The 22,173-nt window shown below is 33.8% G+C and carries 14 protein-coding genes, 1 tRNA gene and 1 pseudogene; 12 read left to right on the forward strand and 4 right to left on the reverse strand.

Annotated features, from left to right (window positions below):
• Positions 1-211 precede the first annotated feature (211 nt).
• The 5 genes from P8M54_RS07145 (at position 212) to P8M54_RS07165 (ending at position 7,994) form a co-directional block, all read left to right on the forward strand.
• A complete protein-coding gene (locus P8M54_RS07145; protein WP_300286676.1) occupies positions 212-1,033 on the forward strand; it encodes a GLPGLI family protein in 822 nt (273 codons plus the stop codon).
• A 22-nt stretch (positions 1,034-1,055) separates the two neighbouring features.
• Complete coding sequence (locus tag P8M54_RS07150) at positions 1,056-3,719, forward strand: hypothetical protein (RefSeq protein WP_300286678.1); 2,664 nt, start codon at positions 1,056-1,058, stop codon at positions 3,717-3,719.
• Between the two features lie 549 nt (positions 3,720-4,268).
• Positions 4,269-4,484, forward strand: coding sequence for a hypothetical protein (locus P8M54_RS07155; RefSeq protein WP_300286680.1), 216 nt, complete (start codon positions 4,269-4,271; stop codon positions 4,482-4,484).
• Positions 4,485-4,550: 66 nt separating this feature from the next.
• Complete coding sequence (locus P8M54_RS07160) at positions 4,551-5,327, forward strand: GLPGLI family protein (protein ID WP_300286682.1); 777 nt, start codon at positions 4,551-4,553, stop codon at positions 5,325-5,327.
• Positions 5,328-5,333: 6 nt separating this feature from the next.
• Complete coding sequence (locus tag P8M54_RS07165) at positions 5,334-7,994, forward strand: carboxypeptidase-like regulatory domain-containing protein (protein WP_300286684.1); 2,661 nt, start codon at positions 5,334-5,336, stop codon at positions 7,992-7,994.
• Positions 7,995-8,197: 203 nt separating this feature from the next.
• Here the strand turns inward: P8M54_RS07165 and polA are convergent, their stop codons facing one another.
• Entirely contained in the window at positions 8,198-11,038 is a 2,841-nt protein-coding gene (gene polA / locus P8M54_RS07170) for a DNA polymerase I (RefSeq protein ID WP_300286686.1), read from the reverse strand.
• Positions 11,039-11,361: 323 nt separating this feature from the next.
• Here polA and P8M54_RS07175 point away from each other — a divergent pair, with 323 nt between their 5' ends.
• The 3 genes from P8M54_RS07175 to P8M54_RS07185 all read left to right on the forward strand — a co-directional run bounded on the left by P8M54_RS07175 (position 11,362) and on the right by P8M54_RS07185 (position 14,638).
• Entirely contained in the window at positions 11,362-12,840 is a 1,479-nt protein-coding gene (locus P8M54_RS07175) for a hypothetical protein (RefSeq protein WP_300286688.1), read from the forward strand.
• Between the two features lie 197 nt (positions 12,841-13,037).
• Complete coding sequence (locus P8M54_RS07180) at positions 13,038-14,270, forward strand: metallophosphoesterase (RefSeq protein WP_300286690.1); 1,233 nt, start codon at positions 13,038-13,040, stop codon at positions 14,268-14,270.
• A 71-nt stretch (positions 14,271-14,341) separates the two neighbouring features.
• A complete protein-coding gene (locus P8M54_RS07185) occupies positions 14,342-14,638 on the forward strand; it encodes a thioredoxin family protein (protein ID WP_300286692.1) in 297 nt (98 codons plus the stop codon).
• 8 nt (positions 14,639-14,646) lie between these two features.
• Here P8M54_RS07185 and P8M54_RS07190 read toward each other — a convergent pair whose 3' ends face one another.
• Together P8M54_RS07190 and P8M54_RS07195 are read right to left on the reverse strand one after the other, a co-directional pair.
• The gene (locus P8M54_RS07190; protein ID WP_300286694.1) at positions 14,647-15,291 is read right to left on the reverse strand and encodes a polysaccharide deacetylase family protein; all 645 of its coding nucleotides are present in this window, start codon (positions 15,289-15,291) and stop codon (positions 14,647-14,649) included.
• 86 nt (positions 15,292-15,377) lie between these two features.
• Positions 15,378-18,656, reverse strand: coding sequence for a DUF2723 domain-containing protein (locus P8M54_RS07195; RefSeq protein ID WP_300286697.1), 3,279 nt, complete (start codon positions 18,654-18,656; stop codon positions 15,378-15,380).
• Between the two features lie 238 nt (positions 18,657-18,894).
• On the opposite strand from P8M54_RS07195, the gene P8M54_RS07200 reads away from it, so the two are divergent.
• Positions 18,895-18,965: transfer RNA gene (locus P8M54_RS07200), tRNA-Gln, on the forward strand.
• A gap of 64 nt (positions 18,966-19,029) precedes the next feature.
• Here the strand turns inward: P8M54_RS07200 and P8M54_RS07205 are convergent.
• A complete protein-coding gene (locus tag P8M54_RS07205) occupies positions 19,030-19,854 on the reverse strand; it encodes a universal stress protein (protein ID WP_300286699.1) in 825 nt (274 codons plus the stop codon).
• 168 nt (positions 19,855-20,022) lie between these two features.
• Between P8M54_RS07205 and rimP the strand changes: the two genes are divergently transcribed.
• The 3 genes and pseudogenes from rimP to P8M54_RS07220 all read left to right on the forward strand — a co-directional run.
• On the forward strand, positions 20,023-20,487 hold the full coding sequence (gene rimP / locus P8M54_RS07210; RefSeq protein WP_300286701.1) for a ribosome assembly cofactor RimP: 465 nt from the start codon (positions 20,023-20,025) through the stop codon (positions 20,485-20,487).
• 13 nt (positions 20,488-20,500) lie between these two features.
• Entirely contained in the window at positions 20,501-21,754 is a 1,254-nt protein-coding gene (nusA, locus tag P8M54_RS07215) for a transcription termination factor NusA (RefSeq protein ID WP_300286703.1), read from the forward strand.
• 112 nt (positions 21,755-21,866) lie between these two features.
• A pseudogene (locus P8M54_RS07220) lies at positions 21,867-22,173 on the forward strand (translation initiation factor IF-2); the annotation flags it as partial.

Consider the following 22,173-nt stretch of genomic DNA (forward strand, 5'->3'; position numbering starts at 1 on the left):
GTTTAGGTTTCTTTAAATTATTGTTAAAATGAGGTCTATTGTAAGGTAAATCTTTTTTTTTGTTACATTTGAATTTAGTAATATACTGAGCAATTATTTAGTAGTGTATTGCATAATCGAAGCAATTGCAGCTTCATAATAGTCTAATTACATAGTAGCACAAGTTTAAAGACCTGCGGATGTTTCTTGATGTATCTTATTTTATATAATTATGAAAAACTTTTTTACCAACTGTATTTTTTTCTTTTTTTTAGCAACAGGCTGGGCTCAGCAGGATTCCATAACCAAAATTGATGTACAATACAATTATGTGGTTCGAGGAAATCCTACAAAACAAGTAACCTACAAAGATGATTACAATTTAATGGTTTTGCCAGATTATAAAGTTGCTATCTATGATGTTAAGGTTACTGATTTTATTCAAAAGGAGGAGCCTCAAAATGATCAAGTAATCCTTTGGAAGCCGAAAGGCAAAAACCTTACTACTGTTTTTAAAAATTATGACACCAACGAAATGTTCGTTAAGGATCACATCATTTTGCGCTTTTTTGTGCAAAAGGATTCCTTAAATATCTTTGATTGGGAGATTAAAGAGGACACCAAGACTATTTTAGGTTATAATTGCCAGTTAGCTGTTACAGCTTTTAGAGGAAGGTACTATGAAGCTTGGTTTACGTCGCAACTGCTAAATGGCGGTCCATGGAAATTTGGCGATTTACCGGGGTTGATTTTAGCAGTAAAAGCAGTAGATGACTATGTGAGTTGGGAGGCAGTTGGCATACGTATTAAAAACGTATCGTCTGATTTTCCAATACCCGAAAATCCATTTCAGTTAGATAAATCCCTTTCATGGTCTGAGTTTAAAGCTTTATACAAAGAAAAAGCCATCGCAGCCAGTAAATTTAACACGAAGGAGGGATTAGCTGGCTCCATGATTACTAGTAGAACAGGAATAGAGCGGTATATTGAAGAAGATGATAACGATTATACAGCAGACAGACAGTTAGAAAACGCAAGAAAAGCAAATAATTAATGCCTACTATTTCTAAAAGTTTATGAAATTTATTTTTTCCTGCGCCATATTATTTGTTTTCTCCAATTTCTATTCGCAAAATATTAGCGGTACGATTACAGATAACAACAACCAAAAAATAGCCAATGCGACCTTATTATTTAAAGAAGCATCTAATTTAAATTTGATCAAGGAATTCAATATGAGCCGCAATGGCACATTTTCGCTTTCGTTAAAAAAAGAGTATCAAACCTTAGTTATAGAGGTTAAAGCAAATGGATACATCACTCAAAGTATTGCAGTAGAAAAGCCGATCCCTTCAAAATCATACGTTTTTAATGTAGTTTTAGAAAAAGATAAAAATATCGTACTTAAAGAAGTGGTCATTATAGCTAAGAAAAAACCATTTGAAGTTGTAGAGGACACGGTAAAGTACAACGTAGCCGCTTACAGCAATGGAACTGAGCGTAAAATTGAGGAAATTATAAAAAAGCTTCCTGGTATTGAGGTCGATAGTAAATCAGGCCAAATAAAATACAAAGGTACAGCTGTTGAGACGGTTACTCTTGAAGACGACAATTTATTCGGGTCTAATTACACCTTGGGAACAAAGAACATCAATGTTGACATGGTTGACCAAGTGCAAGCCGTTGATAATTACAGCGAAAATCCTTTGTTAAAAGGCATAGAGCAAGAGGGTAAAGTATCGTTGAATTTAAAACTTAAAAAAGGGAAGGTCAATTTTTCGGGCGATTTAAGTTACGGTGGCGGTTTATTTGATGGAGGAAAGGCAGTTCATCAAGATAATGTGACGGTTTTAGGTATTACCAAAAAGTTTAAATCGTTTGGGACTTTAAATTACAACAATATTGGAGTCAATAGTTCACCATTTGATTATGTTGGATTTAACCTAAATGTTGAGGATTTGAAGGAAAGCAATGTTAGCGGTAAAAAAATAATATCTGAAAGTCAATTTTCGAATGTTTTAGGTACAACGCGCACCAATGTAAACAATCAGCTGTTTGGAAATTACAGTAGCATTTTTAAAATAGGAGACAAATGGAGCGTAAAAACTAATTTGTATTATTTACAAGATAAAATAATCGCTAACAATTATTTTGAAAGCCAATATCAAATTAATAATCAAAATTTCAGCACCAGCGATAATACGTTGATTACCAAAAAACCAGAGCAGTATCGAGCCGATGTAGAGCTGAAGTACACCATGTCAAAAACTTCCTTACTGGAATATAATTTTAGAATTAAGGAGGAACGTATAGGAACGCCTACGCAAATACTTCAAAATAATACGGATCAGTATTCCTCATTTTTAGATTCTAGAGACCTACTGTACAGACAAAATTTATTATGGACTAAAAAAATTTCGGACAAGAAAGTGGTACAAATTAATCTTTTTCATTCGTCTGACAACCTGCCACAGCAATTATCCATCAGTCCTTCCTTATTTGATGGTGCTGCTAGGAATGATATTCAAGAAAGCGCTTTTAAGAAAAATTATCTAGAAGTGAGTGCGAAATTACTTGGAGCTGTAAATAAAAATAAATATAATTTTAAAATTGGTGCGCTACTGGATTCTAATCCATTTAGATCAAACTTGTATAATCAGGACAATGGTGGTACTATTTCTGCTTTTATCAGTGAAAATAATTTTGACTACACTAAAAAATCAATTTACCAAAAAGGAGAGTATACTTTTAGGAGAGGAAAATTTAGCTTATCTCCTTCCTACAGTTTGGCATATCAGTCCCAATATGTAGATAATCGTATTGAGAACGAAAAAATTGTTCAAGAGAATTTTATAGTTGAGCCTAGGCTCTATGCGCTGTATCGATTTTCGAATAGTGCCTCTTTGAGTGCCAATGCTAGTTATTCACAAAATAGTACCGGAGAGCAGTTCTTTTTTACAAATCAAATTCTAATCAATAACCGATCTAGTACTAGTAATCGCCCCTCGTTAAACTTACAAAAAAGTCAAAACTTGGGCTTGAACTACAATATTAATGATCTTTTTAACCAATTTGAACTTAATGCAGGACTTAATTATAGTTTTAATAAAGGGAGTTTTTTTTCTAATTCAAACATAACTCAAAATGCTACTCAGGTAGAATATTTCTTTCTTCCGCAGGGAAATAAACAGTTTGGAGCTGATTTTATGGTAGCTAAATATATTTCTTTTCTTGAATCGACTCTTAAACTAAAGTCCAATTTTACTTCGTCTACCTACAGCAACATCGTCAATGATTCTGAATTACGAGCTAATAGCAGCCGGTTTTTTCAAACGCAATTCTTGTGGAAAACTGCATTTGATTTACCTATTAATTTTGAAAACGAGTACAGTTGGAGGTATTCTAATTCCAAAAGTCAGGGATTACCACAAACATTTACGAATAGTGCAATGCAAGACGAGTTTAGGATTATTGTCAAACCCTTTAAAAGGTGGAATTATGTCTTTGCAGCCGATTATTATGTGCCAGATTTGTCCAACAGAAGCACTAATTTCTTGTTTCTTGATAGTAGTTTAGAATATGTGGCTAAAAAAAATAAATGGCGTGCTAGTTTCAAGATGACAAACATTGCTAACGAAAAGAATTTTCAACAAATTCAAACCAATGATTTCTCCACTACCATTTTTAGAAGCAATTTGGTGCCACGATATTTTTTAGTTAATTGGTCTTTTAGTTTTTAGGTGTTATTGCAAATGAAAACATCCATCTAATTGTAGCAATCATATGGATTTTATATTTAAAACGAGATATTTTATTAATGCGCTTCCAACCAGTTTTTCCCCATTCCTAGATCAACCACTAAAGGAACATCAAGCTGAAAAGCATTTTTCATTTCGTGCTTGATCATCGGTTGGATTTTTTCTAATTCGATTTGGTAGATATCGAAAGAAATTTTATCTCTAATCAGTACCTAGAACCTGCTTAGTCTTTAACTTGTTAAATTTTTGTTAAAATAGTTTAATTGTAAGGTAAATCTTTTTTTTTTCATGTTAAATTTGAAATGCAAAAGAACGATAAAAGTTAGTTTGTTAATCAATTTCATAATTGAAGAATATTAGTTTTAAAATTGTCGCGAATATAAAAAGCTAACCTTGCAAGGATATTTTAACAATTAGTAAGTTGATGGGGCGAAACAGATAAACTAAAAATATGTTCCTTAAGTTTTCGTCCTAACAATGGCAGAAAGTCTGCAAGTGGAACTTATTATTTTAATCAAAAAAACTTAAATAATGAAAAATTTATTATTTGGCTTAATTGCCGTAGGATTTATAAGTTTATCTTCATTCACTACATTTTCTAGCCCCGTTAAAACGGCAGACGAAGTACAGACCGTGCCTTGTAAATGGAGAGACGGAATTAGAGTAGATGGTGTTTGGTATTGGAGTGAATGGACACATGGAAACTGTAATGTTACAGACTCCGGAGTTTTGAAGCCAATAGAATAACATTTATTTAGCAATGATATGGGGGTAAATACCCCTATATCATTAACTACCACTAATTCAAAATCAATGACAAAAATTCAAACATTACTTATTTCTATTTTAATGACGGTTAGTAGTTATTCACAGTATTCCTACATCGGTGAGGTATCATATCAGGAGACTGTTAATTATGGTTCAGGTAATGAGACTACGGATTATAAACTTTATTTCAATTCTTATTTTTCATTTTATGAAGAAGTAATAGTTCTTAATAAAGGTAAGGATTTCGGGATGGACTCCGAGGGGAACAAAAAAAGTTCAATATATTTTAATGAAGACGTTCCTGTCTATACATTTACGGATTTTAAGGCGAAAAAAATAATTTTTAAAAAACATATCGCTACAGATATTTATGCTGTAAACGACATATTCGAAAAGATTAGTTGGACAATAAAGGAGGAATTTAAAAAAATAGGCTCTTATAAATGCCAAAAAGCTATTTGCAGCTTTAGAGGTCGTGATTATACTGCTTGGTTTACAGATAAAATACCTGTGCAGTGTGGGCCTTGGAAATTAAATAATCTGAAAGGTTTAATTTTAGAGGCTTATGATAAAGATGGTGTGTACAAAGTACAAGCTACAAAAATAGCATTATTAAAAACGGAAAAAGATATTACTCCTAAAATAGACAAATTATTAAAAGAAAAAAAGATTTCATTTTTCGATTATCAAGTAAAATGGTCAAAACGTCATAAAGATATGATTACATATTTAAACTCGAAATTACCGAAGAACTCTAAACCATTTAGAGCAGAAAGCCAAGAGTTGAATAAGGTTAAAGAATTAGAAATTTTTAAAAAGTAAACTCTCTTGAAAATATTCGTATTCTTTATAATGTTAATCGCGTCTCAGTTCGGTTTTTGTCAAACTAAAATAGTTGGAACTGTAAATAATAATTTCAAGCAAACCTTAACATCCGTTAATGTGACACTTCAATCAACTATTGATGATTCTGTAATTGCTTATTGTTTTAGTGACGAAAAAGGAAACTATGAGTTTATAATAGACAAGCTTGGAAAGTACAATTTAATTTTTTCTGCATTGAACTATGAAACGAAAACAATTCAAGTTGAACTGAGTAAAGAGCAAGTAAATATAGTAGAAAATGCAGTTTTAATCTATAAGCCTGAGGAGCTCAACGAAGTTATCATACAGGCAGATAGACCTTTAATAGTTAAGAAAGACACTATAGTTTTTGATGCCAAATCTTTTGCTCAGGGTAACGAGCAAGTAGTAGAGGATTTGCTCAAGAAAATCCCAGGCATTACTGTATCAAATGAGGGTGTTATTAAAGTTGGTAACCAAGAAATTGAAAAAATAATGATTGATGGTGATGATTTTTTTGAAAAAGGATACAAGCTTCTCACTAAAAACATGCCAGCAAACCCCATTGATAAAATAGAGTTGTATCAACATTATTCTAATAATAAACATCTTAAAGGTATTGAAAATAGCGATAAGGTAGCACTTAATTTAAGACTGAAAGATGATTCCAAACGTCAGTGGTTCGGAAATGTGCAATTGGGATATGGTGCAGTAACCGAAAATAGATATGAAGTACGAAGCAACTTAATGAATTTTGGAAAGAAAATTAAATATTATTTCCTGACAAATCTCAACAATATAGGGGAAGATGCCACTGGCGATATCAACGATTTAATTTATAGTTATAGTGCCGGTGATCAACTTGGACTTGGGGATGGTCAAAGTGCTAGTTCCATACAAGGGTTAAATTCCCAGACTCCAAATCTTCAACAAAAAAGAGTCAATTTTAACAATGCTGAAATGCTCTCGTTGAATAGTATTTTTACACTTTCTTCAAAAGTAAAAATGAAAACGTTGGGTTTTTTCAATTCTGATGCGAATGATTTTTTTAGAACTAGTTCACAATCTTTCTCTGTTGGAAATATTCTTTTTGAAAATGTAGAGGATTTTCAGGTTCATAAAACCAAGATCACTGGTTTTGGAAAAATAGATTTGACCTATGATATTTCTAAAAATAAAACTTTGGAATTCACAAGTAAAGTCAACAAATCGAACGAACACAGCATAAGTGACTTATTATTTAACCGCGATTTTCTGAATGAAAATTTAAAAAGTAATAATCAATTGATTGATCAAAAATTAGTTTTTACCAATAAATTCCAAGAGACAAAAGTTTTTATTCTTTCGGCAAGGTACATTAACGAGATTACATCCCAAAACTATAGTTTAAACCAATATTTATATCAGGATTTGTTTTCCAAAAACGCCGATAATGTGGGGCAATTTAGTGAAAACAAAATGCAGTTTGCCGGTTTTGAAGGTCATTTATTAGACAGGAAAAAAAATGGAGGTTTATTGGAAATTCAATTTGGAAATCAAATTAGAAAAGATGGTTTAATAAGCCTTTTCCAACTCAAAGATGGTGTTGCCGTAGTCGATGTTCCTTTGAATTATCAAAACCAAATTATATATATGACCAATGATCTATACTTGAACTCAAAATACCGTTTCAAGTTCAAAAAATTCGGATTGCTAACACAATTAGATTTTCATCAGGTTTTCAATAAACTTGAAAGCTTTGACAGCGTACAAACTCAAAGTCCTTTTTTTGTCAATCCAAAATTAGGATTTGAATGGGATATTAACAAAAAGAATAAAATACAAACTTCCTATTCCTTAAACACTTCAAATGCAACACTTTTGGATGTTACTAGTAATTATATTCATACTGGTTTTCGTTCGTTTGAAAAAGGCGCTGGTACTTTTAACCAATTAGCAGCTTCAACTGCAGTGCTTAACTATACTTACGGAAGTTGGGGAGCTAAGTTTTTTGCAAACACTTTTATTTTGTACAGTAAAAACCACGATTTTTTTAGTAGTAATACGTTAGTTACACCGAATTATTCTCAGTCTGAAAAAATTGTCATTAAGGACAGAGAGTACCTAAGTTTATCATCAAATTTAGACCGATTTTTAAAACCCATTTCGTCTAATCTAAAATTGACTTTTGGTGGTTCTAAATCGAATTATAAAAATATAGTTAATAATTCTGATTTGCGAGAAGTCAAAAATAATAATGTAAATTTCGGCTTTGAAGTACGTTCGGGCTTTAATGGTTTTTTTAATTACCAAATTGGCTCTAAATGGAATTATAACGAGATTAAGACCTTAAGAACCAATTCGTTTACAGATAATATTACGTTTACGGATTTAAGTTTTACTTTTACTAAAAAGTTTACTGTTCAAATTCAAACCGAGCGCTACTATTTTGGAAATTTAGATAAGGGAAATAATAAATATTATTTTATGGATTTGTATGCCCGTTATGTCGTTAAAGAGAATAAACTGACATTCTCTCTCTCTGGGAATAATATCTTAAATACGAAAACCTTTAGAAACTATAGTATAAGTGATATAAGCATTTCAAAATCAGAATATAAATTGCAACCAAGATACGTTCTTTTAAAAATGGAATATCGATTCTAGGTATATTTTAGAAATGATGGGAAATGAAAAGGGGATAGCATCGGTAAAATATGTTTGAATATACTGAAATTACAAAAGGATCATTTTTGCTAACAATCATAAACTATAATCTGGAAAAACTTTATAGATGTTGAATTGTTAAATCAGGATTGTCAAAATTTCAAATTTTGACAATCCTGATTTAATTGCTTAATTTTGAACGTCTAATGCGCTTCTAACCAGTTTTTCCCCATTCCTAGATCAACCACTAAAGGAACATCAAGCTGAAAAGCATTTTCCATTTCGTGCTTGATCATTGGTTGGATTTTTTCTAATTCACTATTATGAACATCAAAAACGAGTTCATCATGAACCTGAAGCAGCATTTTTGATTTCCAGTTTTCGTTTATTAATTTATTGTGAATATTGATCATTGCTATTTTGATAATATCCGCTGCGCTTCCTTGTATAGGTGCATTTACGGCATTACGCTCCGCACCACCGCGAACAATAGCGTTTTGAGAATTGATGTCTTTTAAATAACGGCGTCGTCCTAAAACCGTTTGTACATAACCATTATCTCTCGCAAACTCGACTTGACTGCTAATGTATGCTTTCAACTGTGGATACGATTGATAATAGGCTTCGATCAAATCAGCACTTTCGGAACGAGAAAGATTGGTTTGATTTGATAGTCCAAAAGCAGATACACCATAGATAATTCCAAAGTTAACCGTTTTGGCATGGCTACGTTGCTCTTTCGTAACATCCTCTAGAGCTACATTAAATACTTTGGCTGCAGTCGATTTGTGAATGTCTTCGTTGTTCTTGAAAGCAGCTATCATATTTTCTTCGCCACTTAATGCAGCAATGACACGCAATTCTATCTGAGAATAATCGGCAGAAACCAATGTGTAGTTTTCATCACGTGCTACAAATGCTTTTCTGATCAAACGACCTCTTTCGGTACGAACCGGAATATTTTGTAAGTTAGGATTATTCGAACTCAAACGACCTGTTGCGGCCACCGTTTGCATGTAATCCGTGTGAACTCTTCCTGATTTTAGATCCACTTGATTGGGTAGTGCATCAATATAAGTACTTTGTAGTTTCACCATTTGGCGCCATTCTAAAATGTCACGAACAATTTCGTTATCGTTGGCTAAATAGCTTAACACTTCCTCGCCTGTTGCGTACTGACCGGTTTTGGTTTTCTTTTGCTTTGCTCCGCCAATTTTTAGCTTATCAAAAAGGATATCACCTAATTGCTTTGGTGAGGCCAAGTTGAATTTCTCACCGGCAGTTTCATATATTTTTTGTTCAAAAGTGTCAATTTCTTTCTGCATCTCGCTCGACATGCTTTTCAAGAAAGCAACATCTAGGTTGATTCCTTCGGTTTCCATAGCAGCTAATACTGGTACAAGCGGAATCTCAATGTCTTCGAATAATTTATTAGTCTGTGTTTTTTCTAATTCAACCTCAAATAATTCCTTTAGTTGAAACGTAACATCAGCATCTTCGGCAGCATATTCTTTTACTTCTTCCAAAGGCACATCACGCATCGACTTTTGATTCTTTCCTTTTTTGCCAATGAGTGCTTCAATTGATTGCGGCGAATATTTTAAATAGGTCTCTGCCAGAATATCCATGTTGTGGCGCATGTCAGGATTGATCAAATAATGTGCAATCATGGTATCAAATAATTTGCCTTTTACGGTAATTCCGTAATTAGAAAGTATTTTCAAATCGTATTTAATGTTTTGACCTACTTTTTCAATGGCTTCATTTTCGAAAAACGGAAGGAATGCGTTCGCTAACTTTTGCGCTTCATCTTGATTTTCTGGAAAGGGAACGTAAAATGCTTTTCCTTTTTCGAATGAAAAGGAAATCCCAACCAGCTCGGCATGCAAGGCGTCCAGTCCCGTGGTTTCAGTATCAAAACAAACAGATGGTTGCTTGAGTAAATTTTGCAACAGCAATTTTATACCCAGATCCCCTTGAATGATTTGGTAGGAGTGGGGAGTGTTTTCTAAAGTGTTGTAATAGTGTTGGTGACTGGCAGGAGATGCATTATCCTGGGTCGCACTAGCAAAAAGGTCAAACTGCTCTTCGTTTTTGGGTTGTGGTTTTTTATATAGTTTCGAATCGTCAACTGTAGTTGTACTTCCGTCAGCAGTTCCTTTCTTGAAAATAGCGTCAAACTGCTCGGCCATTCTTCGGAACTCCAATTCATTAAATAAGGCATCGGTTTTCTCTACATCGGGAGTTGATAATTCATAATCTTTTTCGTCAAAAGTTACTGGGCAGTCCAATAAAATGGTAGCTAGCCTTTTGGATAAAAGTCCGAGTTCTTTGTTGGCTTCAATTTTAGTTTTTATGGCACCTTTAAGTTCGTGTGTATTCGCAAGTAGGTTTTCCATCGAGCCGTATTCAGCTAAGAATTTTTTAGCTGTTTTTTCACCTACACCCGGTAAGCCAGGAATATTATCGGCGGCATCACCCATCATACCTAGGTAATCAATTACTTGCTCAGGCCTTTCGATTTCGAATTTTTCAAGAACTTCAGGAATTCCCCAAATTTCGATACCATTTCCCATACGGGCAGGCTTGTACATAAAAATGTTCTCTGAAACAAGTTGCGCAAAATCCTTATCCGGAGTTACCATATACACTTTATAGTTCTCTTTTTCGGCTTGCTTAGCAATGGTTCCTATTAAATCATCGGCTTCATAGCCTTTTACCTCTATAATAGGAATGTGCATGGCGCGCAATAATTCCTGTATATAAGGTACTGCAATTTTGATGGCTTCTGGCGTTGCATCGCGATTTGCTTTGTAAGCCGGAAAAATATCGTTTCGTAAGTCACTACCGCCTTTGTCGAAGGCAACGGCCAAATGATCAGGTTTCTCTCTTTTAATTACGTCCATCAAGGAGTTCATGAAACCCATAATGGCTGAAGTGTCCATGCCTTTAGAGTTTATACGTGGATTTTTTATAAAAGCATAGTATCCTCTAAAAATTAAAGCATAGGCATCTAGTAGGAAAAGACGTTTTTGTTTTGACATAAGACTGTATTTCTATTGTTTTCAAAAGTACAAAACTTAAAAGATTTAAAAGTAAAGTTTTGGCATTTCTGTTTTGTTTACCGGATTGGATTGAAATTGAGTGTTTTATAAATTTTTTAAAAAAGCCGTTTTATATTTAAAAGCGAATCCTTTTAAATTGTAAGTAGTATCTGTATTAAAATAAATAAACGAAGCATAAATGTTAAAAATATACGCTTTTAATCGATAATATTTGCACTTAGTCGAATTAATTGATATGTTTGTCTAGTCAAAAGGAAATTTGATAAACACAAACAATAGTAATCATACTAAATTACAAGATCATGAAAAAAACTACTCTTTTAAACAATGCGTTTCCAGTTTTGACTCTCATTTTCATGATGTTACTTTCACTGACTTTGTCTGCTCAAGTAGGAATTGGAACAGTAACACCTGATGCAAGTTCTGTTTTGGATGTTTCTTCCACTACGCAAGGACTGTTAGCTCCAAGAATGACTACAACTCAAAGATTGGCTATTGTATCTCCAGCAGATGGATTAATGGTTTATGACACGACCTTAAAAGTATTATCGTATTACAATTCAAATTCAGCAGGATGGAATACTATAGCTGGCGGTTCAGGAGATCGTATAAAATTCAAAAGAATTAAATCGACAGATGTTTTGGCAACGGTTTTAGCTGCTGAAAAAACAGCAGGAGGAAACACTAGATATCTTTTAGATTCTCAAACATTATACGAGATTAATGGTACTATCAATGTTGATTTACCAATAGAAATAAATAATGCTTATATTGTTGGTTTAGATACCTCTGATGATAAATTAGTTAAAGCCACAGGTGACTTATTTATTGGAACAACTGGCGGGTCAATTAGAGTGGTAACATTGATAGCTTCAGCAGGTAAAGTCTTTAATATCGTTGCAGGAGCAGGTCAAAATTTTATATTTAGAGATGCTACTGTTGCAGGTTCCGCAGAAGTTGGTAATTTAGAGAATTTTTCCTTAGTTTTTATGAGCATCATTCAATATGCTGCAAACACCAAGGGTATTGTTTTTAAAAGTGTTGGTAAGCTATTACTAAATAACATGGGTTGGCTTGGAAGTAATTCTGGGACTTATGAAAAAATCGAAGGAACTTTTGATTTAATTCAAAAAATTGGAGGATTTAGTGAGGTTGTCGGTGATAAAATTGGATTTGATGTATCAGCTAATCCAACTATTAATAACGATGCAGTAATGCGAGACGTTGTTTTTAATGGGGCTTTAACAACAGGCAAATATGTAAATGGATATACAGTTGGAAGTTATACTGGATACAATTTTAACAACCGCTGGACGGTAAGTGCACCAGGAATTCCTAGAGAGGATGATGCTTCAGCTGTAGGAGATGCAAATAGTGATTTTGGAGTGGGGACTGGTGCTGCAACGGTTCTAACCACGGGTACCGCGGTGAAATTAGCCGGTGCTACAGTTTCAAATAATCTTTTTAGATTTTCGCGAGGCGGCCAAGACAATAGATTGCAATATTTAGGAAATAAGAAGAGGTATGTAAAAATTAGTGGAGCTTCTTCCTTTCAAGCAACAGCAAATTCTACTATCTATATTTTTTATCTGTACAAAAACGGAGCGGTAGTCAACCAATCTAAGGTTTATGTGAGCTCTAATAGTACCTCTGATGTGCTTGCGGTTCCTTTTCAAACGATTGTAGAATTAGCTCCTAATGATTACGTAGAAGTTTGGGTGCAGCGATTTAGTGGTTTGGGAAATGTGTTGACAGTGTCCCTTAACATGATTGTGAATTAAAATAGAATGCTTGCTATAAGTGTTTTTTAAAAGAAAACTATTGGTTTGGTTTTGTTGAAAAAAGAGATTGTCTTCCCCCCAAGAGGCAATCTCTTTTTTTACTTACAGTTAACGTATTGTATAGTTTTGTTAAATTATTAGAAAGACAGTCTATGATGTTTTGTTAATTTGTTATTTTGTCGCAAAATATATTAATAATGATTTTTAGAATATTATTTCTAGCACTTTTTCTTTTGCTTATTGAATTTTATGCCTTTCAGGCGATAAAAACAGTTTTGAAATTCAAATGGGGATTGCTTACCTATCAGCTGCTTAGTGCTGTCGTATTTTTATTTATACTTTACTCTTTTACAAAATTCGATAGCTCGGTTGGACAAACACATCAAACAATGCTTACGATGGGATTGTTGCTATTGGTGTACGTTCCTAAAATTGTTTTGATGTTAACCATGTTAGGAGAAGATGTATTTAGAATAAGTTCGGGTGCAGTAAACTATTTTAGAGATACTGAAGAGGAAGGTTTTTTAAATTCCAGAAGGAAATTTGTTAGTCAAATAGGACTTGGATTAGCCGCTATACCATTACTTTCATTGATATATGGTGTAACAGTTGGCAAATACAATTATAAGGTAATCAAGCAGCGCATTTTTTTTCCAGATTTACCAGAGGCCTTTGATGGTTTTACAATTACTCAAATATCTGACGTGCATAGTGGGAGTTTTGATAATCCAGAGAAAATAAGTTATGCCATCGATTTAGTAAATGAGCAAAACTCCGATATGATATTGTTTACGGGAGATATTGTAAATACGCATGCTAAGGAAATGCTACCATGGATTGAAACTTTTAATAAAATCAAGGAACATCCGTATGGCAAATATTCGGTTTTGGGGAATCATGATTATGGTGAATACGTTACTTGGCCTACTGAGCTAGAAAAAGAGGAGAATTTTCAAGCAATTAAAAAACTATATAGTCAAATTGATTTTCAACTTCTGCTAAACGAACATCGCTTTATTACTAAAGGCAATGATCGCATCGCTTTAGTAGGGGTCGAAAATTGGGGACATAATTTTAAAAAGGCAGGAGATATTAATAAAGCCACCGAAGGGCTTGATAAGGAAGAATTTAAAATTTTGATGAGTCACGACCCAAGTCATTGGGAATATGAAATTAAAAACCATACAAAAAAGTTTCATCTTACATTGTCTGGTCATACACACGGTATGCAATTTGGAATTGAAATTCCGGGCTATTTCAAGTGGAGTTTAGCGCAGTATGTATATGCGCAGTGGGCTGGACTTTATGAACATCTAGGAAGATATGTGTATGTAAATAGAGGATTTGGCTTTCATGCTTACCCTGGAAGAGTAGGAATAATGCCTGAAATAACAGTGATTGAGCTAAAAAAAGGGGATAATGTAGCATAATTCGTGAAAAATGCTACATTTGTAGATTAATACCTACTCAAAAGTAGATTTAAATATTAAATTTTTGGTTTATGTCAAAATTTGGAGAACTTATAAGCGCACAAGTGCCTGTGTTAATAGACTTTTACACAGACTGGAATGAATCATCTGTTGCTATGCATCCTGTTATCAGAGATGTAGCGGCAGCTCTTGGTGACAAAGCTAAAGTCATTAGGATTGATGTAGACAAAAATAAAGAACTAGCAGATGCTTTGCGAATTAAAGGATTGCCTACTTTGATGATTTATAAAGAAGGACAAATGATTTGGAGGCAATCGGGTGAGTTAGATGCTAATTCGATTATAACGATCGTTCAGGAACAATTATAACCTGTATTTTACAGTATTTTACCGTATTGATAGTTGTTTTTCTGAAGAAATTCTAACGTTTTAGGCAAGGCGTATTTTAGGTTAGTAGCCGCTTTAGCACTATCGTGAAATACAATGATGCTTCCCGGTTCTACATTGCTTATAACATTAGTTAAGCAGTCTTCAGGAGTTATAGTAAGATCAAAATCGGCGCTTAAAACATCCCACATTATTATTTTATACCCTTCTGCTCTAAGGAGCTTGGCTTGACTGTGTTTAATTTTGCCGTAAGGCGGTCTAAATAAAGTAGGGTGATTTTTTACTGTTGTACATGTAGACATGCTATCTTGACACGCAACAAAATTTTCAACATACTTATTTGTATTGGTCTTCCATCCACTCAAATGATTGTAAGTGTGGTTCCCTACCTGATGTCCTTCAGCAAGTATTCGATTAAAGATAGCAGGTTGTTCTTGGATGTTTTTACCAATGCAAAAAAATGTAGCGCAGGCATTATACTTTTTGAGTTGATCAAGTACCCATTCTGTTATTTCAGGTGTAGGTCCATCATCAAAAGTCAGGTAAATTCTCCTCTCGGAATTAGGAATAGCCCAAACATAGCCCGAAAATAGTTTTTTTATAAGCCAATTCGTTTTAACCCAATACGCTTTCATGCTGCTGTTTTTTTAATATAAAAGTAAAAAAAATGCAGCAGTTTTAAAACTGCTGCATTAAGTAGATGTTCAATTAGAAATTCAATTTATTCCTTATCACGACCAAAACGATCAAACATTTGAACGTAAGTGTTAAAAACGCTTCTGTTTTTTTCGTAAAACGGAAGATCGTTATTGTCTTTCATTACTTCTAGTAAGCCTCTGTAGCGCTCGATATCAGTGATGATTTCAACGCCTAATATAGATTGTTCGTCAGCTGGTATTTTACTGTAATAGTTCAAGTTGTCTTTGTATTTAGACACCAGTTTATTCAATAGATCTTGGGCGTTTTTCTTCTCGCCAATTTTATAGTATCCATCTGCAAAAGGATCAACTAAAGAGTAATACTCAAATTTGTCTAAAGGCATTTTTGTTAAAGCGAGTTCTATGATAGTTTTAGCTTTATCTTTTTTACCTTCTTTAATTAATTGGTTCATCAATCGAGCAAGGTTTGTTCGATAGGTGATGCTCTCTCTGCGTGTTTCAGGATCATGGTAAATGTCACCGTCGCTATTACCCCAATCCCATTTCATGATGTTTGCATACATTTTGTCAGCATCTATTTGTCCCATGTCTAGTGGATTTCCATCCTCAGAAGCAGGATTTCCAACCGGTACTAACTTATAGACCAAACCATCTAGTTGTAGATAATCTTTCATCCATAAATAATCTTCAGGATCAAAAGCACCACCACTAAAATAAATAGGCCTTTTCCAGTTGTTGTTAGCCACAATATCAAGCATCATCAGTCTGTTTTTATACAATGCTTTTCCTTTGATGTCAATATCGATATAAGGTACGATAGAATCATAGTATTTGGGAGCAACCACTCTGTTTTTAATTATGGTATTTTTGTCTACTGGAATTCTAACCTTGTTTGTAGGGAAGAAATGAATAGTTTGTCCGTTTTGCATTTCAACGGTTGATTTTGGGTTTTTGATAAAACTCATTAAATCTTTAATGTCCCATCGACTATCAATCTTCGGAATATGTACAACATAGTCTAACTTGTCTCCTACGTACTGATCATGTGTAAATGAAATTGGTAAAGGAGCTGATTCATAGGTTTTCGTTTTCATTTGATCAATATACCAATCGGTCATAAATAAGCTAGTATTTACAATTTTGATATCTGTTCTAATGTTTTCTATCTCCTGCGCATACCAAAGCGGGAAAGTATCATTGTCTCCAATGGTAAACAGTATAGCATTTGGATCACAAGAATACAAGTAAGCTTTCGCCATTGCTAGTGCTGTGTATTTTCCAGAACGATCATGATCATCCCAGTTTTGCGATGCCATTAAAACTGGAGCCGCTAGTAAACTTGCAGTGATGATTAATGGAGCTGCTATTTTTGGCGCTAAATATTTTTGTATGCTCTCATAGAGGGAATATACCCCGAAGCCAATCCAAATTGCAAAAACATAAAAAGAGCCTACCAGTGCATAATCGCGTTCACGAGGTTCAAATGGTCTTTCGTTCAAGTAAATTTTTAACGCAAATCCGGTAAATAGAAATAAGGCCAACAGGACATAAAAGCTTTTTTTGTTTTTCGAAGCATGGAACATTAATCCTATTAATCCCAATAGAAATGGTAGGAAGTAATATACATTTCGGCCTTTATTATTTAAAACATCTGCCGGTAAATTGTCTTGTGAACCTAAATGAATCTCGTCAATAAATTTAACTCCACTCAACCAGTTACCATCCTGAGTACCGTAGCGTCCTTGGTTGTCGTTTTGACGACCTACAAAGTTCCACATTAAATACCTCCAGTACATGTAACCAAATTGATATTCAACCATAAAGCTTAAATTGTCTACGGTTGTTGGTTTTTCGATAATTAAATAATCGCCATAGCTTTTAAGGAATTTTACATAACCACTATCGTCAATCTGCTTTTGGGCGTATGCTTGTCTGAACTCAACAACTGTTTTCTCGACTTCATTTTTAAGCTGAGCAATTGCTTTGTTGTAGTCTTCTTCGCTGATCTTACTAACGTCGATGCCATATTTTGCCAAGTCATCCTCGTAAGGATAATCAGGGTTAATTTTAAACTTAGGAGGGTTGGTAAAATTGATATAATTTTCAATGTGATCCGTACTCCACATTCTAGGTAGAATGGTTTTTTGAGCGTCATCACTATTTTGTTCTGCGTTCTTGTAATTATTTGTGATTACATATTTTCCTGTTGTGTAATCTCTTTCATAATTTGGAGCTTTGTCTAAATAAGGTGTTTTCTCGTCAAGTCCTGCAAAGGTCTCTGTGTATTGTGAGCCATAGAACAAAGGATTTACACCATATTGCTCTCTGTTGTAATACGCTAAAACTTCGGTAGCATCAGAAGGTTTGTTTTCATTAATTACGGTATTGGCATTAGCACGTACAGGTAGCATCATCCACGTAGAGAATCCAATTAGAATAAATAGGATGCAAAGAATGATGGTGTTATAAAATACATGTCCTTTTTCTCTAGTGTATTTCAATCCAAAATAAAAACCAACGCAAAATAGAATTCCAACTAGAATGGTTCCGGAATTGAAAGGCATTCCTAAACTATTTACGGTAAATATTTCAGTTTTGGCAAAGAAAGCCATCGTAAGAGGAAGTAGTAACTTAAATATAAAAAGCAATACTGATACAACAACAACATTGGCAATGATGAAGTTTTTTACCGACACAACTTTATAGTTTTTAAAATAGTATAAAAACCCAATAGCAGGAATGGTTAATAAAGCCATGAAGTGCACTCCAAAAGAAAGTCCGATAACTAAAGAAATAATCAATAACCATCTATCACCTCTTGGTGTGTTCATTTCTTGTTCCCATTTTAATCCAAGCCAAAACAGTAGGGAAATTAATAAGGATGCCATAGCGTAAACTTCGGCTTCGACAGCGTTGAACCAAAAACTGTCGGAGAAGGTGTAGGCAAGAGCTCCTACAAATGAACTACCTAAGATGGCAATATCATTATATACGTTGCTTTCGGAATCGTTCTTTACTAATTTTTTTAAAATTATTGAAGAAGACCAAAATAAAAACAAAATTGTAAAGGCGCTTGAGAATACGGAAGTCATGTTGACCATTAGAGCGATATGCTGGCTATCTGAAGCAAACATAGCGAAAAAGGCACCAATCATTTGAAATAAAGGAGCCCCTGGTGGATGACCTACTTCTAGTTTTGCAGCAGTAGCAATATATTCACCACAATCCCAAAAGCTCATTGTAGGTTCTACGGTCAGTGTATAAGTGAGTAATGCTATAGTAAAGGTAACCCAACCTAAAATCGTATTCCATTTATTGAAACTGAATGTTGCTTTATTCATGTAGAAAAATTTAGTTTTATTTAATGACACAAAGAAAATGTTTTTTTTTATAAGGTTAGGTGCATTAACAAAATTTTCTGCAAAACAAATCGTTTTTCTTAATGTATTGGTTTTAAGTATTTTTGATTGTTAAATGTAGATTGTTCTCTTTTTTTTTCATTTTTTTTGAAATAAAATGCAGAAAAAATTTGCGCAAACTAATATTTATTATAAATTTGCACTCGCTTAACAGCACTGATGGTCTATGGTGTAATGGTAACACAACTGTTTTTGGTGCAGTCTTTCAAGGTTCGAGTCCTTGTAGACCAACAGAAAGCCTCTCATTTTTTGAGAGGCTTTTTTTATGCCATAAAATCAAGGTATTGTTCTGATTCTAAATTTTGAATGTAATGATGGGTCTAATGCTATGGTTAACCAAGACCTCACTAATGCTTCCTGTGAAAAAATGAGCTAATCCAGTTCGTCCGTGAGTACTAAGTCCTATTAAATCCGCTCCCACTTTTCTAGAGAAATTAATTATTCCCTTTTCGATATTGGTATCATTGTAAATGGTAATCGTATAGTTATCGATAGTAAAATCAGATACAAAGTCATTTATAATTTGCTCAGATAGCGCTGTGGTTTTAAAACTGTTAGGGGTGCAAATCATCACTAATGATAATTTAGCATTAAAAATTTGAGTAAAATTAAGCATTTTTTGAAATGGCTTTTTAACCTCCTCCGAGAAATCAGAAGCGAAGACAAAGTGTTCTCCTTTGAATTCCGTAGTTTCTTTTTTCAGAACTAAAACAGGTACATCGGATAAACGAACCACTTTTTCAGTATTGGAACCTAATAGCACTTCATCTATACCTGAAATCCCATGGGATCCCATGACAATAAGATCAGTTTTGTTCTCTTTTATGTAAGAAAGAATGCCGCTAAAAGCGTTTTCGAATTTTATGTGCTGAACGGTACTTATCTCTTTTAGGAAATCTTGCGACAATATTTGCTCAATTTTCTCTTGTGCTTTTTTGATAAACAGTATGATTTCTGGAATGGGTACACCACTGGAAACGGCATCATTCATTTGGCTTGGAAGTTCAAGCATGTGTAATAAATGAATTTCGCTACCATTTCTCTGTGCTATCTTTGCAGCTACTTTTAACGCATTCTGTGAATATGTAGAAAAGTCGATTGGAACTAGGATGGTTTTCATAATAGAGCTTTTAGTTAAAAATTAGTGTAAAAACGGTTAATAAAGATAAGAAATTTTTCAGGAGCAGTCAATCATTTTTTGTTTATGAAAAAAAACACTATATTTGCAGCGTTATTTATTAAAATCTATATAATGAGGGGACTAAATGTCCCCTCTTTTTATAAAAATATGACATTCAAAGAAAAAGTAAATAAGTTGTTAGTAGAGGCGCTTGTAGATAAGCCTACTCTCTTTTTAATTGATCTTACGATTACAGATGCTTTTAAAGTAATTGTGTCCTTAGATGATGACAAAGGAGTTGCCTTGCAAGATTGCATCGATGTAAGTAGAGCAATCGAAGCTAATTTAGATAGAGAAGAACAAGATTTCTCTCTTGAGGTAGCATCAGTTGGAGTGGGTTCACCACTTAAATTGGTTCGTCAATACAAAAAAAACGTGGGCAGAACACTGATTGTGAAAACAGTTAATGAAAATTTAGAGGCAGAGTTAGTAGAAGCTAACGATGATTTTGTAATTTTGTCGTGGGAAGCGCGAGAGCCTAAAAAAATTGGCAAGGGGAAAGAAACTGTTCAAAAAACACTTCAATTACCTTATGGAGATATCAAAGAAGCAATTGTTACAGTAACATTTTAATTAAAGAATTCGCATGGAAAATTTAGCATTAATCGATTCATTCTCAGAGTTTAAAGATGATAAACTTATTGATCGTGTAACGCTTATGGCAATTTTAGAAGATGTATTTAGAAATGCATTGAAAAAAAAATACGGTTCAGATGATAATTTTGACATCATCATAAACCCCGACAAAGGGGATATGGAGATTTGGAGAAGACGAGTAATTGTTGCCGACGAGGATTTGGATTTTGAAAACGAAGAAATAACGCTTACTGAAGCAAGAAAAATTGAAGCTGATTTTGAAATCGGTGAAGAAGTATCTGAAGAAGTAAAATTAATCGATTTAGGGAGAAGAGCTATTTTAGCTTTACGTCAAAACTTGATTTCAAAAATACACGAGCACGATAATACTAATCTTTACAAGCAATTTAAAGATTTAATTGGTGAAATATATACAGCTGAAGTGCATCATGTTCGACCAAGAGTTGTAATTTTGGTAGATGATGAAGGAAACGAGATTGTATTGCCTAAAGAAAAACAAATTCCATCTGACTTTTTCCGTAAAGGAGATAACGTACGTGGAATTATTGAAAGTGTTGAATTAAAAGGGAATAAGCCTCAAATTATCATGTCTAGAACTTCAGAGAAGTTTTTAGAGAAATTGTTTGAACAAGAAATTCCAGAAGTTTTCGACGGTTTGATTATGGTTAAAAACGTGGTAAGGATTCCTGGTGAAAAAGCGAAAGTTGCTGTGGATACTTACGATGATAGGATCGATCCTGTTGGAGCTTGCGTTGGGATGAAAGGATCTCGTATTCACGGTATTGTTCGTGAATTAGGTAATGAAAATATCGATGTAATTAATTTTACAAGTAATATACAATTGTTTATTACAAGAGCATTAAGCCCTGCTAAAATCTCTTCAATCAAAATCAACGAAGAGACTAAGAGAGCTGATGTGTACTTGAAATTAGAAGAAGTTTCTAAGGCAATTGGTCGTGGAGGACACAATATTAGATTAGCTGGTTTGTTAACGGGCTATGAATTAGATGTTATTCGCGAAGGTGATGTAGCTGGCGCTACTGCAGATGAAGATGATGTTGAATTAACAGAGTTTTCAGATGAGATTGAAGAATGGGTTATTGAAGAATTTGCTAAAATTGGTTTAGATACAGCAAAAAGTATTTTGAAACAAGAAGTAGAGGATTTAGTAAGAAGAACAGACCTAGAAGAGGAAACGATTTTAGATGTAATGAGAATATTGAAAGAGGAATTTGATAGTTAGTCAATAGATCTTCAACGATAAACATGCCGGTTTGCAATTAACTCTTATTCGAATGATAGCGATGTAGAAGTAAACCGAGGAATAACAAAAAAGGTAATAATAAAAAGGTTTTATGTCTGAAGAGAGAATTATTAGAATAAACAAAGTTTTAAGGGAATTGAATATTTCTTTAGAAAGAGCTGTGGATTATCTAAAAGATAAAGGGATTGCTATTGAGTCAAATCCAAACACAAAAATTTCTAATGATGTATACGATGTTTTGTGCGGTCAATTTGCAGGTGACAGAGGGAAAAAAGAAGCTTCTAAGGAAGTGGGAGAGGAGAAAAGAAAAGAGAAAGAAGCTTTACGTGTAGAAAGAGAGAAAGAGGTTGAGGATAACCGTAAGCATGATGAGGAGGTTCAAAAACAACAGCAAGAGG

The sequence above is a fragment of the Flavobacterium sp. genome (genome assembly GCF_029242675.1).
Classification (GTDB): domain Bacteria; phylum Bacteroidota; class Bacteroidia; order Flavobacteriales; family Flavobacteriaceae; genus Flavobacterium.

What these genes read in the sequence shown, in the direction of transcription:
- P8M54_RS07145 (WP_300286676.1), top strand. Translation starts at nt 212, where the DNA reads ATGAAAAACTTTTTTACCAACTGTATTTTTTTCTTTTTTTTAGCAACA.
- P8M54_RS07150 (WP_300286678.1), top strand. Translation starts at nt 1,056, where the DNA reads ATGAAATTTATTTTTTCCTGCGCCATATTATTTGTTTTCTCCAATTTC.
- P8M54_RS07155 (WP_300286680.1), top strand. Translation starts at nt 4,269, where the DNA reads ATGAAAAATTTATTATTTGGCTTAATTGCCGTAGGATTTATAAGTTTA.
- P8M54_RS07160 (WP_300286682.1), top strand. Translation starts at nt 4,551, where the DNA reads ATGACAAAAATTCAAACATTACTTATTTCTATTTTAATGACGGTTAGT.
- polA (WP_300286686.1), bottom strand. Translation starts at nt 11,038, where the DNA reads ATGTCAAAACAAAAACGTCTTTTCCTACTAGATGCCTATGCTTTAATT.
- P8M54_RS07175 (WP_300286688.1), top strand. Translation starts at nt 11,362, where the DNA reads ATGAAAAAAACTACTCTTTTAAACAATGCGTTTCCAGTTTTGACTCTC.
- P8M54_RS07180 (WP_300286690.1), top strand. Translation starts at nt 13,038, where the DNA reads ATGATTTTTAGAATATTATTTCTAGCACTTTTTCTTTTGCTTATTGAA.
- P8M54_RS07185 (WP_300286692.1), top strand. Translation starts at nt 14,342, where the DNA reads ATGTCAAAATTTGGAGAACTTATAAGCGCACAAGTGCCTGTGTTAATA.
- P8M54_RS07190 (WP_300286694.1), bottom strand. Translation starts at nt 15,291, where the DNA reads ATGAAAGCGTATTGGGTTAAAACGAATTGGCTTATAAAAAAACTATTT.
- P8M54_RS07195 (WP_300286697.1), bottom strand. Translation starts at nt 18,656, where the DNA reads ATGAATAAAGCAACATTCAGTTTCAATAAATGGAATACGATTTTAGGT.
- P8M54_RS07205 (WP_300286699.1), bottom strand. Translation starts at nt 19,854, where the DNA reads ATGAAAACCATCCTAGTTCCAATCGACTTTTCTACATATTCACAGAAT.
- rimP (WP_300286701.1), top strand. Translation starts at nt 20,023, where the DNA reads ATGACATTCAAAGAAAAAGTAAATAAGTTGTTAGTAGAGGCGCTTGTA.
- nusA (WP_300286703.1), top strand. Translation starts at nt 20,501, where the DNA reads ATGGAAAATTTAGCATTAATCGATTCATTCTCAGAGTTTAAAGATGAT.